Here is a 16,527-nt window from a genome sequence, read left to right on the forward strand (position 1 = left end):
CGCGTCGTTCTCAACGGGAGGCGAACTATAGCAACCCTCCCCCGCCCCCGCAAGTACTTTGTTAAAAATATTTCGATTTACTTCTTTTTACCCAAATCCCACTGCACGATAGACTCGCCGCCGCTAGTAGTTTTGGGCACCGGCCGGAATGCATGGCCGTAGATAATTTCAAAGGTGAGCGGCAATTTACCGTCCGGGCGGCGCGTAGCTTCCAGTGCGGCCTTGATGCTAGCCCCGGCGGCGCGTCCTAACAAGCCACGGCCGCGCGTCGCCAATGGGTTACCGCCCCAGGCGCGGACATCGGCCAGCAATTTCTCCACCGTGTCATAAGTCACGGTAATGGTCTCCATATCCATGACCGGCGTCGAGAAGCCGGCATTGACCAGCATGTCGCCAAAATCATGCATATCGACGAACGGTAATACATGCGCGCCATTATCAATGGCCGCAAACGCATTGCGCAGTTCTTTAAAGGTGTCCGGGCCGAAGCAAGAGAACATCAGCAAGCCGTCCACTCTTAATATACGACGCCATTCGGCGAACACGCGATCCGGCTGCGGATGCCAGTGCAGGGCCAGGTTGGACCAGACCAGATCCACCGCGCCCGGCGCCAATGGCAGCTGGGCGAAATCGCCGCACACCAGGGCCGATGCCAGCTCGTCGCTTTTGCCGGTGAATGGCAACCACTTCTTCAACAGGCGATTGACCGATAGCTGCGCCGTCCGACGTTGCTCTTTTGCTATCAGCAGCATGGCGGCGGACGCATCCAGGCCAATAATGGCGGCTTCGCTGAAGCGCTGCTGCAATGTATATATATCCGGGCCGGCGCCACAGCCGGCATCCAGCACCCGTTGCGGCTCAAGTTTCACCAAAGCAAGACGCTCGTGCATGCGGCTGGAAATTTCGCGACGCATGAACTCGGATTCGCGTACCAGCGCAGGCTGTGCAAATAGTTGGCGTACCCGGCGCAAATCGATAGGCGCACTTTGACTAGTTTCGAGAGGAGGGAGTGAGGTAGGCATCGGAATCCGGCAAGTGAGATGAAATGCGATAATCGCCAGTAGTTTACACGCTTGAATGCCTGTAGGCTGGGAGTGCCGCCATCCTTCTCTCCCACACCTGACAAGAACGAGACTCACCCTTTGCCATTTCCCCAGCTACGCCATTGGCCACAACTGCAACTTGCCCGTATCCTGGCGAGCATGCCGTCGTGCTGCGCGTTGTGCAATCAAAGCGGCAAGCGCATTATTTGCGAAGGCTGCAACCAGCATTACTTTTCCGATTGCCCGCCGCGCTGCAGGCAATGTGCGAATCCGCTTCCCCGGCTCAACGGTCCCGGTCCCGGTCCCGCACTATGCGGCAATTGTTTGAAACGACCCCGTGCCTTCGATGCCACCATCGTGGCCTGCGACTATGCGGCGCCAACCGATCAGTTGATTCTCGCGCTAAAATTCGGTGGACGGCTGGCGTTGGCGCCGATGTTTGCACAAATGCTACGCGATGTGATACTGCTCCAGGCAAGCAGCGCTCAACCGACGCTATCGGCGGACTTGCCTGATATCCTGACAGCGGTACCGCTCAGCGCGCAACGGTTGCAGCAGCGCGGTTTCAATCAGGCTTTGGAGATAGCCAAGCCCCTGGCACCTATGCTCGGGCTTAATTTGCAACACGGACTGCTGCTGCGGCAGCGCGACACACCGCCCCAATCTCAAGTGCCGGAACTGGAGCAGCGACGTCGCAACCTGCGCCAGGCGTTTGCCGTGCCGCCTGCAGCCATGCAATACATACACGGCCGCCACATAGGCGTGGTCGACGATGTCATGACCAGCGGCGAGACATTGCACGCACTGGCAACGACGCTACGCCGGCATGGCGCACGGCGCATCACCAATTTCGTGTTCGCCAGGACGCCATAGCTATCCTGGCGATCCATTATCTCGATCTGCCATCTCTATCTGTTACCTATATAAGGAGAATCAAGTTGTTCCATGTCGTATTGGTTGAACCGGAAATCCCGCCGAATACCGGCAACATCATCCGCCTGTGCGCCAATACCGGCGCGCAATTGCATTTGATCGAACCGCTCGGCTTTCCACTGGACGACAGCAAAATGCGCAGGGCCGGCCTGGATTACCACGACTACGCCACCATGCAGGTGCATGCCAACTGGAACGCCTTCGTCGCCAGCATGCGTGCTGCCGGCAACTACCATCCCAGCCGCATGTTTGCCATGACCACGCACGGCTCGACGCCATTTGCCAATCTCCAGTTCCAGGCAGGCGACGTATTTGTGTTTGGCTCGGAGACCCGCGGCCTCGATCCGGCCTTGCGCGAATCATTTGCGGCTTCGCAACGGATCCGCTTGCCGATGCGGCCGGATAATCGCAGCTTGAATCTATCCAATACCGTGGCAGTCGTGGTGTACGAGGCCTGGCGCCAAAATGGTTATAGCGGCGGAGCCTGAGCAGGTTTCCCTTGGTAAAGGAACAATCAGGCCGCGATTGCTATAATCCATCGTCTTGCAAATAGGCATGATGTTTCCCGAGTCGCCCGTGAAAAAACCAGCCCCACTATCTGCCTTTGGCATTTACCTAATTTAATCGAAGGATCATCATGTCTTTACGTTCCATTTCCCTGTTTCTCTGCACTCTCGCTATCAGCGTTACCGCTCATGCCCACGAGTACGACCTCGGCAGCCTGCACATCGGCCATCCCTATGCGCGCGCCACTGTCCCGGGCCAGCCTGGCGGCGGTGCGTTTCTGAGTATCGAGAACAAGGGCAAAGAAGCAGACAAACTGATCGGCGTCAGCTCATCGGTCGCCAAGAGCACTGAGATCCACACCATGGCTATGGATGGCAATCTCATGAAAATGCGCGAAGTCGGCGCGATCGATCTGCCGCCGGCAAGCACCGTCGACATGAAACCGGGCCACGGTTACCACGTCATGCTGATCGGCCTGAACCAGCCATTGAAGGCCGGCGACAAATTCCCGCTGACTCTGACCTTCCAGAAAGCCGGCAAGATCGAAGTGTCGGTAGTCGTCACCGATCTGAGCGGCAAATCAGCCGAAGCGGCGCATCAACATTAAATACAAACGGTTTCTGCAATGAAAAAGCGCGGAATCCGCGCTTTTTCATTGCCCAGCTGATCGTGAAGATCAAGCGCCTTGCCGCACCTTGTCCAGCAATTTGCTGGTCGAACGATCATGGGCAAACGGGATCGCGACTACCTGGCCGCCATACGCCAGTACGGCCTGGCCTTCCGGAATCGCATCCATCTGATAGTCGCCGCCTTTGACGTACACCCCCGGCTGCGCCTCCCGCACCACTTCCAGCGCCGTATCTTCGTCAAATTCGACCACCAGGCTGACCGCTTCCAGCGCCGCCAATACGGCCATGCGGTCGGCACAGATATTGATCGGCCGGTCGTCGCCCTTGCCCAGGCGCTTGACCGAGGCATCGGTATTCACCGCCACCACCAGCGACGCGCCTTGTTCACGCGCCTGCGCCAGATAGGTGACATGGCCGCGATGCAGGATATCGAATACGCCATTGGTCAACACCACCGGCTGCGGCAAAGCAGCAACGCGGGCTTTCAATTCAGCACGGGTACAAAGCTTGGTTTCAAATTTAGGCATGGCGAATATAAAGGGTCACAATGAAAAAGCCGCAATAAAAAAGCCGCAATACTTGCGCTTGCGGCTTGGATTCAATCAATTTGCAGCAGTTACAGGCTACGCTAAAAGCTTAGCGTCGTTCACATCAGACTGCTGGAGCTGGGGCCGATGTCAAGGCCAAGCGGGCGACAACTTCCTTGCGATAGCGGTTCAGTTCTTGCACCGTATCAAAGGTACGCTCAAACAACAACGACATATTGTGCAGGATACGATCGACCACCTTCTTTTCCCAGACGCCGTCGAATTTGATTTGCTCGTCCAGCCAACGCTCCAGCCACTCCGGATCCGGCAGGCGGCTCTGCACCGTATCGTTCGGGAACAACGACTGATTCACGTGCAGATTGGTCGGGTGCAGCGGTTTTTCGGTACGGCGCGCCGAAGCCATCAAGACGCCGATCTTGGCGAATGCGGCAGAAGCGCCGTCACCCACTTCATTTAAAGCCTTCTTCATGTAGCGCAGGTAAGCGCCGCCGTGACGTGCTTCGTCCTGGCTGATGATCTTGTAAATTTGCTTGATCACCGGCTCGGTATGCCAATCGGAGGCGCAACGGTACCAGTGGTTGAGGCGAATCTCGCCGCAGAAATGCATCATCAGCGTTTCCAGCGGCGGCGCCGGGTCGAATTCGAAACGGACCTTGTCCAGCTCCGCTTCAGTCGGCACCAGTTCGGGCCGGAAACGGCGCAGATATTCCATCAACACCAGGGAATGCTTCTGTTCTTCAAAAAACCATACCGACATGAACGCGCAAAAATCGCTGTCGCCGTGGTTATCGCGCAGGAACATCTCGGTTGCAGGCAGCGCCGACCATTCCGTAATCGCATTCATACGAATAGTTTGAGCTTGTTCGTCGGACAGCTGGGTGGCATCAAACTTGTCCCATGGAATATCGGTCTCCATGTTCCAGCGGACTTGTTCAAGCGATTTAAACAGTTCTGGATACAGCATACATACCTTAAGCAAGTGAGTTAACTATTCGATTTTACCAAGAAATTGTTACAAGCCCGTTTTTAAACCGGCAGGCGGCTGTGTTTTTGCCAAAAACCATACTAAAACCATAATAAAATTAAGTTATCACTTAGAGTTTTTCATCCAGGCACCGATCTTTAATCATTGCACTTATCCGGCGCTAGTCAAGCTGGCGAAGTAAGCGCAGCTTGACTAATTGACACTTCCCGCTGGCATGAAAGCAATGCCGCGATTATTTTGAAACAAACTTGGCTTTGCTTGCGCGCGTTGCTGCCTTGCCGCCGGCGACGGAGTTGTTCTTTTTTCCAGCGGGCTTCGACTCTGCGCCGCTGTTTGCCTTGCTACGCGGTTTGACTGCCGGCTTTGCCTGCGCTGGAGTTTTAGTCGGCATGACCATTTTTTCAGCAGCAACCACGCTATCGACTGCTTGCTTGAATTGATTCTGCAATAAATCCCACCACGCATTGGAATTCCCCAACGAGGATTCAGCGGCGTCGCTTGCGGTTGATGGGATTTCAACTGCGGCTTTAGTTTCAGCATCGGCCACCGGCTGCGCGGTTTGGGTTGACGGGGCAGAAGCTTCTTGCGCCGGACTCGTAAATGAAAACGGGAAACCTGACGGCATCGCCCATGCACTCGCTGCAGACTCGGCGCCGCCTTGATTCTGAGCGCTGGTCTGATTGACGGCTGCCATTGCCTGCAACGCAGAAATAGTCGCGCTTTGCACTTCCAGTGCCTGTATGGTGGTGCGCAACATGTTCAGGTTAAGGTTCAGCCAGGATTCGACTGCCTTCAGGTCAGTGATTTTCTTGTTGATTTCTTCCACCGACAGTGTGGGGACAACCATCCCCGGCACGCCCAGGCCGCCCCACATTTTCTTGATGAATTCGAGACTATCCTGCATTGCATCGGCTCCTGGAATATTTGAACTGCTCATCGCACATCTCCTTCAGGGTAATCCACGCGACAGAATAAAATCTCCGGCGTCAGGGGCGCTGCATCTTGCACGTATTGGCTAGGGCCGTCGCTGCCGGCGCCAGGTAACGCTCGGTCTTGAAACCATAGCCGCTACCTTCATTATCAAACCGGATACCGCCATCGGCAAGCTTTTGCATTACGGCGACATACAAGGGTTGTATCAATTGATGATCGCTGGCGCGCATGCTGGCTTCATGGAACTTGCTCTTGTACTGCGCTCCTTCCAGCGCGCGTGCAACGGCACCCGCATCTGTCGTTTGCGCCTTCTCGATTGCGGTCACCAACATGTCGATCATGACATCCATGCGCAAAAACAGATAGTCATCTTTCGGCTGCGGATAACGTTGGCGGAAATTTTGGTAGAACGCATCGCTGGCAGCATTGCCGTCGACAGCGTTCGGATGCCACTCGGCGACGGCGCGCACCGTGCCTACGCCAGCATCGCCGATTGCCGCCGGCGCGCCCAGGCTATTGGCGTAAAAAGTATAGAACTTGAGATGCAGGCCAGCCTCTTTGGCGGCTTTCACCAGCAAGGTCAGGTCGTTGCCCCAATTGCCGGTGACTACCGTATCGGCGCCGCTGGCGCGAATTTTGGCAATGTAGGGGGCAAAATCCTTTACCTTGCCGATCGGATGCAATTCGTCGCCGACAATCCTGATATCCGGCCGTGCCGCCTGCAGCTGTTGACGCGCAGCCTTGGCGACCTGCTGGCCGAAGCTGTAGTCCTGGCCGATCAGGTAAACGCTTTTTGCCTGGCTGTCGCTTTTGATAACATCTACCAGTGCGCGCATGCGCATGTCGGCGTTGGCGTCAAAACGAAAATGCCAGAAACTGCACTTTTCATTGGTCAATGCCGGATCGACTGCCGAATAGTTCAGGAACAAGACACGATTGTCCGGAGTCCGGGCATTGTGTTTGTTGATGGCTTCGACCAGCGCTCCGGCAACTGCAGAGCTATTGCCCTCCAACACGAACGGGATTTTCTGGTCGGTCAATTGCTTGAGCTGCAATAACGCGTCCTCTACCCCTTGTTTGTTATCGAACACGCTCAGGTTCAGGAGATGCCTGCCGTCCGGTAAGCGCACGCCGCCGCGCGCATTGACCTGCTCCACCGCAAACCGGATATTGCGTTCCACGGCTTCACCGGCATTGGCGAAGGGACCCGACATGCCCTCGATCATGCCAAGCCGAATCGGCGCCAACTTGGCCGCTGCCGGTGCGGTAGCCGGAGCGGCAAATGCGATCGGCGTCATGGCGCCCATGGCCAGCGTGCATGCCAGCGAGGTGCTGACGACGTGATGGTATCGATGCTGCATCGGCGACTATTCTTGTTTGATGTAAATGCAATATTTTACGTGGTTTATCGCCGCCGCCCACTCTTGCCCGGATTAATCCCGGCAGATACGTTTACACTATACGAATGTTGTCTTCCTCCGTTCCTCCTTCAATTTCGCGCTATACCTTCTCCAGCCGCCGTCGATGGCTGTGGGTGTTGCTGCTTACGATGCTGCTGCATTTACTCCTGTTTAGCTGGGGTAGCCGCCAATTCAGGGCGCCGCCGGTCAATCGGCCGGACCGTCCAATCATCGCCACTATCGTGCCGCTGCCGCCCGTTGAAAAGCCCGTACTGCTGCCGCAAGCGCCCAACCCGAAACCCGATACGCAAACACGTCCCAAGGCGACGCCAAAACCGCGCCCGGCGCCAGCGCCAGCCGTGGAAGTTCCGGACACACCTATCAGGGAGACTGTTACGCCGCTGGACGACAATGGGCCGACCGGCCCTGCCGCAACCGGCACAGCTGCGGCAGGCGCAGCCACGGCGCCAGCAACTACGCCGGCGGCGCAGGCAGACGCGACGCCTCCTGCCGGCAAGCACTACCAGACCACCCCGCCACCGTCGGCGGAGCTGAAGTACGATGTGGAAGCCTTGCAAAAGGGCCAGAATTATCATGGCGGCGGCAAAATCACCTGGCAAACCGATGGCGGCAGTTACACCATCAACGGCGAGGCCGGTGCTTTGTTCATTACCGTTCTCGATTTCAAGAGCGAAGGCGAAATCAACGGCTTTGGCGTGGCGCCGCTGACTTATACGCAAAAACGTTTCCGCAAGCCCGCCACCCAGACCATTTTTCATCGCGAGCGCAATGCCATCATCTTTTCCTCCTCGCCGAATAGCTACCCGCGCAGCGGCGGCGAACAAGACCGCGCCAGCGTGGTCTGGCAACTGGCCAGCATCGGCCGCGGCGACAGCACGCAATTTTCTCCTGGTGCGGTAATCGACCTGTTTGTCGCGGGCCCGCTGGATGCCGAAACCTGGCGCATGCAAATCATCGGGCAGGAAAAGATCACGGTTGGCGGCGGCGATCTCGATGCCTGGCACGTCATTCGCGTGCCACAGGCAGGTTCTCACGAGCAGCGGCTCGATATCTGGCTGGCGCCGCAACAGGATTGGTATCCCGTCAAACTGCGGTTTACCGAAACCGATGGCGATTATCTGGATATGTCGCTGTCCAAGATGAAACGATTGAATACGGCAGCGGCAAATTGATCTTCCTGCATTACTGAACCACCGAGTCACCGAATCAAGCTTTTTGAAAACAGCATCATTTTTTGGAAAACCATGAAATCATCTTTACTCCGACTATCCATGGCCGCCGCACTTTGCTGCAGCATGCTGACGGCTTCTGCAGCCACCACCGATCATCCTGCGACCAAGTACAAGATAGACCTGCCGCCATCGGCCGACCTGAGTTATGCGATCCAGGCCAAACAAAGCGGCATCACGCTCGGTGGCGAAGGCAGCGTCAACTGGCTGGTGGAGGACAAGCACTTCAGCGTCAAGTCGGAAACCCGCGCCATGCTGCTCGGAAAAATCCTTGAATCTACGAGTGAAGGCGCCATCGACGGCTTTGGCCTGGCGCCTGCCCAATTCGTCAACAAGCGCTTCCGCAGGGAGGCCACCACCACCACTTTCCATCGCGATAGCGGCACCATCGGCTTTTCCGAATCCAGCAGCAGTTATCCCTTGAAAGGCGGCGAGCAGGATCGCACCAGCATCATCTGGCAGCTGATTTCGGTGGCGCGCGCAGCGCCGCAACAGTTCAAGCCGGGGTCGGACTGGACCTTCTTTGTGGCCGGCATGCATGATGCAGAACCATGGACCTTCAAAGTCATCAGCACTGAAAAAATCAAGACGCCGATGGGCGACCTGGACGCTGTCCATATTTTCAAGGCGCCGCCGCCGGACGCCAAGGATCAGCAGCTCGACATCTGGCTGGCGCCTTCTCTGGAATGGTATCCGGTGCGCTTGCGGTTTACCGATCCGAACAAGGATTTTGTCGAACAGACCCTGCAGCAGGTAAACAACAAGGCCAGCAAATAATGTAGCAAATATTGTAGTAACTAAGGCATACAATCTCTTCTTGAATCTTTGGACAGTAAATCATATGACTACACCAAACGGCGCCATCGTCCTGTTTAGCGGCGGCCAGGACTCCACCACCTGCCTGGCATGGGCTCTGGCGCGGTATGAACGCGTGGAGACGATCGGCTTTGATTACGGCCAGCGGCACGCGGTAGAGCTGACGGTACGTCCGGTCCTGCTACAGAAGATCCGCGCCCAGTTTCCGCAATGGGCCGGCAAGCTGGGCGAAGACCACATGATCGACCTGTCGCTGATTTCGAAAATATCGTCGACCGCGATGACGGAAGACGTTGAAATCGTGATGCAGGAAAACGGCTTGCCGAACACCTTTGTGCCAGGCCGCAACCTGCTGTTCATGACGGTAGCGGCGACGGTTGCCTATCGACGCGGCTTGAATGTGCTGGTGGGCGGCATGTGCGAAACCGATTTTTCCGGCTATCCCGATTGCCGCGACGACACCATGAAAGCCTTGCAGGTGGCGCTGAACCTGGGGATGGCGACCCGGCTCAAACTGGAAACGCCGTTGATGTGGATAGACAAGTCCGAGACCTGGAAACTGGCGCAAGACTTGGGTGGCGATGCTCTGGTCGACCTGATCCGGGCCGATACCCACACCTGCTATCTGGGTGAGCGCGGCACGCTGCATGACTGGGGTTATGGCTGCGGCACTTGCCCGGCCTGTGCGCTGCGCGCGCGGGGATACCAGCAATTCAAGCAAAACCCGACCGCTTGAGCCAGTCCCGATAGTTCGCCTGTAAATAAGAATCTCAACAAAAACCTGGCCATCAAGATGTCAGCCTCGAATAAGGGCTGACATTGTCAGGCTGACCGTCCTTGTCCCTCCCCCCATCCTCGATATCAAATTGGCTGGCGTCCCAAGCGCAGTGCAGTTTGCAATTGCGAACAGGAAATATATTTCCCCCATACCAATATATTTATCAAGATGCTAAGTACAATCTGTGCAAGCGCTAATGCCGCGTGAATAATTTATATCACTTAAATCCGGAGAAATTAGATGTCACAGACGGTAGCTTCGCTTCGCACACAAAAAGAAAAAACCTATCAGGCGCTCATGATAGGTTTTGGCATATTGCTTTGGATCGCCATCGGGCTGGCAGTCATAGCATCATGGTCAGATCCCAAATTGGAACGGATGGTGCGTATCTATATTGGATATGCGGTGGCAATTGCTGTTTTTTATTGGATCGCTGCCGCCGTTTATCGCGCATCGGCATTCGGCAACATGATTCTTTTAGGACCGAAGCAATTTCCGGAACTGCACCAGATGGTGGTCGCAGGATCGCAGGAAATCGGATTGTCCGAACCGCCGAAGACGTTTCTGTATAACTCCAACGGCCTCGTCAACGCCTTTGCGCGACGCTTGCTTGGCGGCCGCTATGTATTCCTGACTTCCGCTCTGGTTGAGGCCAATAGCGATGCGCAAGTACGCTTCGTCATAGGTCATGAGCTTGGGCATCATGCCGCCGGACATCTGAATCCCTGGCTCAACACCCTGAAATTGCCAGCTCATATTGTCCCGTTTTTAGGAAAAGCCTATTCCCGCTCGCGCGAATATACCTGCGACAACATTGGCGCTTATTTATCAAAGGATTTCGAGGCGTCGCGCAGCTCGCTGCAGATGCTTGGCTGCGGCTGCCGCCGATTGAATCAGGAGATGAGTTGCGAATCTTTTGTGGAACAAGAAGCGATGGTGCCGCCGGTGTTCGGCTTCCTCAACGAGATTTGCCGCACCCACCCGCGTCTGACACGCCGGGTTGCAGCGATCAAGGAACAGATCAATAGCTGATGACAGGCTAGCGCAGGATAGGTCTTGATGTGCCTATAGACGACACATCAATACCTACCTGCCGCATGTGATTGCAGGCGCTCAATCAAGCTGCAATCGATCGCCCCAACTCCCCCTTCGGTTCAGCTGCAGGGTGATTGAACTGATTGAGCAACTCGGCTTCCTTGGCGCGTGCAGCAGCCAGATGCCGTTCCTTGACATGGCCATAGCCGCGGATTTCCTCAGGGAGGCTGGCGATTGCCACTGCAGCGGCCAGATTATCGGCAGTCAATTGCGATAACAAAGAAGCGATGGTTTCCTTGTAATGCACAATCAGCCCGCGTTCTTCCTTGCGCTCGGCGGTATGACCGAAAATATCCAAGGCGCTGCCGCGCAGGAATTTCAGTTTCGCCAGCAGACCAAAAGCACGCATCATCCAAGGACCGAATTCCTGCTTGATCAGATGGCCGTGCGCATCGTGCTTGGCAAGCAGCGGTGGCGCCAGATGGAATTTAAGCTTGTAGTCGCCTTCAAACATACCCGCAATCTTGGCCTTGAAAGCACCGTCGGTATATAAGCGCGCGACTTCGTACTCATCCTTGTAAGCCATCAGCTTGAACAGATAGGTAGCGACCGCCATGCTCAGCCGATGCGCTGTGCGTCCGCTTTCTGCATGAGGCAATTGCGCTTCGGCTGCCTGCACCTGTTCGACAAAGGTGCGATATTGCTCCGCATATGCGGCATCCTGATAAGACGTCAGGACCGCGACGCGGCGCTTGATCAACACGTCCAGATCAGGTGCGCGTTTGAACTCGATCACCTGCGCCGGCGTATCGCTGAGGCGGGTACGTTTTTCCAGTCCAGCCAAATCGCAAGCAGCCGTGCGGCCCCAGACAAAAGCCTGTTTGTTGAAGGCGACCTGCAAGCCATTCAGTTCGATCGCCCGCATCAGCGATGCTTCCTGCAACGGCACCCAGCCCTTTTGCCAGGCGTAACCGAGCATGAACATATTGGTTGCGATGGCGTCGCCCATCAAGGCGGTAGCGATACGGCCGGCATCGATGAATTCCACACGATCGCTGCCGCAGGCTGCGCGTATATCGTGCTCAGCTGCTGCATCGGGGGACTGCCAATCCGGGTTCTTGATGAAAGCGGCAGTTGGCGTGCGGGTTGAATTGATCGCTGCATAGGTACGTCCTTCGCCCATGCGCGACAAGGCATCGCGGTTGGCGCTGACGATGGCGTCGCAGCCGATTACCAGATCCGCATCGCCGGTGCCGACACGGGTCGAATAGATATCGTCGGGATGATCGGCCAGCCGCACATGCGACATTACTGGGCCGCCCTTTTGCGCCAGGCCGCTCATGTCCAGCACCGAACAGCCTTTGCCTTCGACATGGGCCGCCATCGCCAGGATCTGGCCGATAGTCACCACGCCGGTGCCGCCGATACCGGTGACCAGGATGCCGAACGGTTTTATCGTATTCGGCAAGACCGGCGGCGGCAAGCTGGCAGTCGACGCGGCGGCCGGCGTTGCCGTTACTTTCGCCGGCTTCTTCAAATTACCGCCTTCGACCGTGACGAAACTCGGGCAAAAGCCGGTCACGCAAGAAAAATCCTTGTTGCATGAGGATTGATTGATCTGCCGTTTGCGGCCGAATTCGGTTTCCAGCGGTTCCACCGACAGGCAATTCGATTGCACGCTGCAATCGCCGCAACCTTCGCACACCGCTTCGTTGATCACGGCGCGTTTGGCCGGGTCCGGATATTCATTGCGTTTCCGGCGGCGGCGTTTTTCCGACGCGCAGGTCTGGTCGTAGATCATCGCGGAAGTACCGACCATCTCACGCAATTCGCGCTGCACGGCATCCAGTTCGCTGCGATGGCGGATCGTTACGCCAGGAGCCCAGTTGGTGTCGGCGGCGTATTTGTCCGGCTCGTCAGTCACCACAATAATCGGCGTCACGCCTTCGGCGGCAATCTGGCGAGAAATCATGGCAGGGTCCAGCGGGCCATCGAAGGCCTGGCCGCCGGTCATGGCCACCGCATCGTTAAACAGGATCTTGTAGGTGATGTTCACCTTGGCCGCGACCGAGGCGCGAATCGCCAGCAGGCCGGAATGGAAATAAGTACCGTCGCCCAGGTTGGCAAACACGTGCTTTTCCGAAGTGAACGGCGCCTGGCCGACCCAGGTCACGCCTTCGCCGCCCATATGGGTAAACGTCGACGATTCCCGATCCATCCACAACACCATGTAATGGCAGCCGATGCCTGCCAGGCCACGGCTGCCGTCCGGCAGCTTGGTCGAGGTATTGTGCGGGCAGCCCGAGCAGAAATGCGGAACGCGATCTTTGTTTGGATCGGGCTTGCTGCTGATATTCAGCAACGCTTCCTTGGCTTCCAGATAGGCTACGCGTTGCTGCACGCGTTGCGCCACCGGATGGCCGGCAAAATATTTTGAAATGCGGGTCGCAATCGCTCTGGCGATCTGCGCCGGATTCAATTCATAGGTAGCCGGCAACAGCCAGTCGCCATGGCCTTCACCGCTGCGGTTGCTCCACTCGCCGGTATCGTCGAACTTGCCGACCACGCGTGGGCGCACATCGTCGCGCCAGTTATACAGCTCTTCCTTGACCTGGTATTCCAGGATCTGGCGCTTTTCTTCGACCACCAGGATTTCTTCCAGGCCCTGGGCAAACTCGCGCACGCCTTCCGCTTCCAGCGGCCAGGTCATGCCGATCTTGTACAGGCGAATGCCGATGTCGCGCGCCACGGTTTCATCGATGCCCAGATCGGCCAGGGCCTGGCGCGTATCCAGATACGATTTGCCGGCGGTGATGATGCCGATCTTGGCGCGCGGGCTGTCCCAGATGATCTGGTTCAGCTTGTTCACGCGCGCATAGGCCAGCGCCGCGTACCATTTGTAATTGTTCATCCGCGCTTCCTGGCCCAGCACGGTGTCGGGCAAGCGGATGTTCAAACCATGGCCATCCGGCGGCAGTTCGAAATCGGTCGGCAAGACGATCTTGACGCGGTCCGGATCGAGATCGACCGCGGCGCCGGATTCAACCAGGTCGGTGACGCATTTCATCGATACCCATAGACCGGTATAGCGGCTCATGGCCCAGCCATGCAAGCCGTAATCGAGATATTCCTGTACCGAGGACGGATACAGCACCGGGATGCCGCAGGCTTTCAGGATATGTTCGCTTTGATGGGCGGTAGTCGACGATTTGGCCGCATGATCGTCGCCGGCCAGCACCAGTACGCCGCCATGCTTGGACGTACCGGCCATGTTGGCGTGCTTGAAGACGTCGCCGCAACGGTCGACGCCGGGGCCTTTGCCGTACCACATGCCGAATACGCCGTCGTATTGGGCGCCCGGGAACAGGTTCACCTGCTGCGTACCCCACACACTGGTGGCGGCCAGGTCTTCGTTCATGCCGGGGTGGAACTTGACGTGATGCGCGTCCAGATATTTTTTTGCCTTGGCGGCCGTCATATCGACGCTGCCAAGCGGTGAGCCGCGATAACCGGTAACGAAACCGGCGGTATTCAAACCTGCCAGGGCATCGCGTTGCCGTTGCAACATCGGCAAGCGAATCATGGCCTGTGTGCCCGTCATGAAAGCACGGCCACGCTCCAGCGTATATTTGTCATCCAGGGAAATGCCATCAGCTTCAGACGCTTGCGCCGATTCTGAGGGCAGCAAGGCTTGCGCCGATTTGAGTGGTGCGTTCATTCAGTCTCCGTGCCAAAAATTATGTTTTTGCTTGCACTGCGTGGAGGTTATCCTACGCGGTAAAACGTCTTTGCCTTTTGGGCAAATCGTCCTGTTTTTTTACTACTATCCGTCGCGACGACAGCAGCGCCACATTATCACATGCGGGTAGCTGACTCAATGCACGCCGCAGCAATCGGCCGCGGCGTAGCGGACGTAACAACTGTAACAACTGGTAAATCGAATAGGAATGGGAATCAACTAGGCGTGTAATGGCAACTTGTCTGATGTGGCTGAATACCTCCCCTGGACCAGCCATGTCGGGCATTCCTCCCTCTAGTGTTCCCATTATCACTAGTTTGCGGATTCTGCTCTCCCCGGCAGAATCCGCTTTTTTATTTCAGCGGCAAGTTTGTTTCACCCGGCAGCAGGGTATTCGCCGGCAACGGTTCCAGCGCTTTCAAGCGTTGATATATCGGCGTGAAATCCGGTGCGGTGTCATTGAACAACTGCTGAAAATCGTTAATCACGAAGTAAGTTTCCTGGTAAGAATCGATTTTGTACAAGGTGCGCATCACGCGTTCGACATCGAACGGCAGCCGCAGCGACGTCGGACTGGTCAGGCAATGTTCGATTTCACCACCGGAAGACAAAATCCCGGCGCCATATACGCGCAAGCCTTGCGGGCTCTGGATCAAGCCAAATTCAACCGTGTACCAATACAAACGGGCCAACATACCCAGGCCATCCAGTTTCATCGCCTTTAAGCCGCCCTTGCCGTAGTCCTGCAAATGGTCGGCAAAAATCGGGTTGAACAACAGCGGAACGTGACCGAAGAAATCATGGAACACATCGGGTTCGACGATGTAGTCGAACTCTTCCGGATCGCGCAACCAGACGGTGACCGGGAAGCGGCGGTTTGCCAGATGTTCGAAGAAAATATGATCCGGCACCAGGCCGGGCACCGCCACCAGCGTCCAGCCGGTCGCCTTGGACAGCAAGGCCGAACACTCCTCGAAGCGAGGAATGCCATCGCCGATATTCAGCATTTCCAGGCTTTCGATGAACACGTCGCAAGCCCGCCCCGGGATCAGCTTGGCTTGCCGTTGATACAGGCGGCGCCACAAGGCGTGCTGCTCCGGCGTATAAGCATCCCAGTCTTGCTTGACCACGTATTGGGCGTCGATCTTGCTGTAGTCGCCACGCAATACGGCACCGTCCGATTTCTCGGCGACGGCGGCAAAAAAATCGGCGGTGTTCGAATCGGCGGTGTTCAAGCTTGCTTCCATCACTTTTGCATTCATTTTCTCTATCCTGGACTAAACGCGTTTGCTTCTCTGCTGCCTATAGTATAGGGCCGAGCTGGCGGCAGTTAATTGCAAAATTCGCCTCATACATAAAAATTTGCGCAATAATATAATAAAAATCATTATCTTTAGGGTGACTTATGCCAAAGATTGCAATGGATGCAACAGATCGTAAAATTCTGGCGATCTTGCAGGAGGATGGCCGCCTCAGCAATCAGGAAGTGGCGGAAAGAGTCAACCTGTCGCCGTCGCCGTGCCTGCGCCGTATCAAGCACCTGGAACAGGCTGGCGTGATCCGGCAATACGTGGCGCTGCTGGAGCCGGACAAAATCGGACTGGGCCTGCTGGCTTACATCAATGTGCGCCTGGAAAAACATAGCGATCCGCAGTACCTGAGCGGCACCAAGACGGCGGCACAACACCCAGCCCTGTCGCCGCGCGCCTCATTTTCGGCGGCGGTCGAACAATGGCAGGAGGTAGTCGCCTGCTACGCGATGACCGGTGAGATGGATTTTCTGCTGCGGGTGCATGTGGAAGACATGGCGCATTTTTCGCGCTTCATGATGGAGACCTTGCTGCGCCATCCGGCGGTGCTGGATGTCAAATCAAGTTTTGCTCTGCAACGGATTAAAGATACGACGGCGCTGCCTTTGCTTTAGTCGCACT

Annotated in this window: 15 protein-coding genes; 8 read left to right on the forward strand and 7 right to left on the reverse strand. The window is 56.5% G+C overall.

Annotated elements, in window-relative coordinates:
• Positions 1 to 77 precede the first annotated feature (77 nt).
• Positions 78 to 1,022 (reverse strand): methyltransferase domain-containing protein, encoded by a 945-nt coding sequence (locus BLV81_RS15205; protein ID WP_092357741.1) that lies wholly within the window; start codon positions 1,020 to 1,022, stop codon positions 78 to 80.
• Between the two features lie 345 nt (positions 1,023 to 1,367).
• On the opposite strand from BLV81_RS15205, the gene BLV81_RS15210 reads away from it, so the two are divergent.
• The 3 genes from BLV81_RS15210 to BLV81_RS15220 all read left to right on the forward strand — a co-directional run bounded on the left by BLV81_RS15210 (position 1,368) and on the right by BLV81_RS15220 (position 3,090).
• Entirely contained in the window at positions 1,368 to 1,916 is a 549-nt protein-coding gene (locus BLV81_RS15210; protein ID WP_255365243.1) for a ComF family protein, read from the forward strand.
• A 65-nt stretch (positions 1,917 to 1,981) separates the two neighbouring features.
• Positions 1,982 to 2,464 carry a tRNA (uridine(34)/cytosine(34)/5-carboxymethylaminomethyluridine(34)-2'-O)-methyltransferase TrmL gene (trmL, locus tag BLV81_RS15215; RefSeq protein WP_092357743.1) on the forward strand — a complete coding sequence of 161 codons (483 nt, stop codon included), beginning with the start codon at positions 1,982 to 1,984 and terminating at the stop codon, positions 2,462 to 2,464.
• A gap of 149 nt (positions 2,465 to 2,613) precedes the next feature.
• Positions 2,614 to 3,090, forward strand: a complete 477-nt coding sequence (locus BLV81_RS15220) for a copper chaperone PCu(A)C (RefSeq protein ID WP_092357745.1) — start codon at positions 2,614 to 2,616, stop codon at positions 3,088 to 3,090.
• Positions 3,091 to 3,159: 69 nt separating this feature from the next.
• On the opposite strand, the gene rfaE2 is transcribed toward BLV81_RS15220, so the two are convergent.
• The 4 genes from rfaE2 to BLV81_RS15240 all read right to left on the reverse strand — a co-directional run bounded on the left by rfaE2 (position 3,160) and on the right by BLV81_RS15240 (position 6,876).
• Positions 3,160 to 3,639, reverse strand: a complete 480-nt coding sequence (gene rfaE2, locus BLV81_RS15225; protein ID WP_092357747.1) for a D-glycero-beta-D-manno-heptose 1-phosphate adenylyltransferase — start codon at positions 3,637 to 3,639, stop codon at positions 3,160 to 3,162.
• A 124-nt stretch (positions 3,640 to 3,763) separates the two neighbouring features.
• Positions 3,764 to 4,624: a ferritin family protein gene (locus BLV81_RS15230; RefSeq protein WP_092357749.1), complete on the reverse strand. Its 861-nt coding sequence runs from the start codon at positions 4,622 to 4,624 to the stop codon at positions 3,764 to 3,766.
• 253 nt (positions 4,625 to 4,877) lie between these two features.
• On the reverse strand, positions 4,878 to 5,582 hold the full coding sequence (locus BLV81_RS15235; RefSeq protein WP_092357751.1) for a PhaM family polyhydroxyalkanoate granule multifunctional regulatory protein: 705 nt from the start codon (positions 5,580 to 5,582) through the stop codon (positions 4,878 to 4,880).
• A gap of 49 nt (positions 5,583 to 5,631) precedes the next feature.
• Positions 5,632 to 6,876: a branched-chain amino acid ABC transporter substrate-binding protein gene (locus tag BLV81_RS15240; protein WP_255365265.1), complete on the reverse strand. Its 1,245-nt coding sequence runs from the start codon at positions 6,874 to 6,876 to the stop codon at positions 5,632 to 5,634.
• 167 nt (positions 6,877 to 7,043) lie between these two features.
• Here BLV81_RS15240 and BLV81_RS15245 point away from each other — a divergent pair, with 167 nt between their 5' ends.
• From BLV81_RS15245 to BLV81_RS15260, 4 genes are all read left to right on the forward strand, one after another.
• Entirely contained in the window at positions 7,044 to 8,171 is a 1,128-nt protein-coding gene (locus tag BLV81_RS15245; RefSeq protein ID WP_092357755.1) for a DUF3108 domain-containing protein, read from the forward strand.
• Between the two features lie 72 nt (positions 8,172 to 8,243).
• Positions 8,244 to 9,005: a DUF3108 domain-containing protein gene (locus BLV81_RS15250; RefSeq protein ID WP_092357757.1), complete on the forward strand. Its 762-nt coding sequence runs from the start codon at positions 8,244 to 8,246 to the stop codon at positions 9,003 to 9,005.
• 64 nt (positions 9,006 to 9,069) lie between these two features.
• Positions 9,070 to 9,780 carry a 7-cyano-7-deazaguanine synthase QueC gene (queC, locus tag BLV81_RS15255; RefSeq protein WP_092357759.1) on the forward strand — a complete coding sequence of 237 codons (711 nt, stop codon included), beginning with the start codon at positions 9,070 to 9,072 and terminating at the stop codon, positions 9,778 to 9,780.
• Positions 9,781 to 10,227: 447 nt separating this feature from the next.
• Entirely contained in the window at positions 10,228 to 10,854 is a 627-nt protein-coding gene (locus tag BLV81_RS15260) for a M48 family metallopeptidase (RefSeq protein ID WP_255365245.1), read from the forward strand.
• 85 nt (positions 10,855 to 10,939) lie between these two features.
• On the opposite strand, the gene BLV81_RS15265 is transcribed toward BLV81_RS15260, so the two are convergent.
• Both BLV81_RS15265 and phhA read right to left on the reverse strand, forming a co-directional pair.
• A complete protein-coding gene (locus BLV81_RS15265) occupies positions 10,940 to 14,575 on the reverse strand; it encodes an indolepyruvate ferredoxin oxidoreductase family protein (protein WP_092357763.1) in 3,636 nt (1,211 codons plus the stop codon).
• A gap of 374 nt (positions 14,576 to 14,949) precedes the next feature.
• The gene (phhA, locus tag BLV81_RS15270; RefSeq protein ID WP_092357765.1) at positions 14,950 to 15,858 is read right to left on the reverse strand and encodes a phenylalanine 4-monooxygenase; all 909 of its coding nucleotides are present in this window, start codon (positions 15,856 to 15,858) and stop codon (positions 14,950 to 14,952) included.
• Positions 15,859 to 16,001: 143 nt separating this feature from the next.
• Here phhA and BLV81_RS15275 point away from each other — a divergent pair, with 143 nt between their 5' ends.
• Complete coding sequence (locus tag BLV81_RS15275; protein WP_092357767.1) at positions 16,002 to 16,520, forward strand: Lrp/AsnC family transcriptional regulator; 519 nt, start codon at positions 16,002 to 16,004, stop codon at positions 16,518 to 16,520.
• The last annotated feature ends 7 nt before the right edge of the window (positions 16,521 to 16,527 follow it).

Origin of the sequence: Collimonas sp. OK242 (assembly GCF_900107095.1) — a bacterium.
Classification (GTDB): Bacteria; Pseudomonadota; Gammaproteobacteria; order Burkholderiales; family Burkholderiaceae_D; genus Collimonas.

Coding starts and splice junctions, on each gene's coding strand:
- BLV81_RS15205 (WP_092357741.1), bottom strand. CDS start 1,022: ATGCCTACCTCACTCCCTCCTCTCGAAACTAGTCAAAGTGCGCCTATC.
- BLV81_RS15220 (WP_092357745.1), top strand. CDS start 2,614: ATGTCTTTACGTTCCATTTCCCTGTTTCTCTGCACTCTCGCTATCAGC.
- rfaE2 (WP_092357747.1), bottom strand. CDS start 3,639: ATGCCTAAATTTGAAACCAAGCTTTGTACCCGTGCTGAATTGAAAGCC.
- BLV81_RS15230 (WP_092357749.1), bottom strand. CDS start 4,624: ATGCTGTATCCAGAACTGTTTAAATCGCTTGAACAAGTCCGCTGGAAC.
- BLV81_RS15235 (WP_092357751.1), bottom strand. CDS start 5,582: ATGAGCAGTTCAAATATTCCAGGAGCCGATGCAATGCAGGATAGTCTC.
- BLV81_RS15240 (WP_255365265.1), bottom strand. CDS start 6,876: ATGACGCCGATCGCATTTGCCGCTCCGGCTACCGCACCGGCAGCGGCC.
- BLV81_RS15245 (WP_092357755.1), top strand. CDS start 7,044: ATGTTGTCTTCCTCCGTTCCTCCTTCAATTTCGCGCTATACCTTCTCC.
- BLV81_RS15250 (WP_092357757.1), top strand. CDS start 8,244: ATGAAATCATCTTTACTCCGACTATCCATGGCCGCCGCACTTTGCTGC.
- queC (WP_092357759.1), top strand. CDS start 9,070: ATGACTACACCAAACGGCGCCATCGTCCTGTTTAGCGGCGGCCAGGAC.
- BLV81_RS15265 (WP_092357763.1), bottom strand. CDS start 14,575: ATGAACGCACCACTCAAATCGGCGCAAGCCTTGCTGCCCTCAGAATCG.
- phhA (WP_092357765.1), bottom strand. CDS start 15,858: ATGAATGCAAAAGTGATGGAAGCAAGCTTGAACACCGCCGATTCGAAC.
- BLV81_RS15275 (WP_092357767.1), top strand. CDS start 16,002: ATGCCAAAGATTGCAATGGATGCAACAGATCGTAAAATTCTGGCGATC.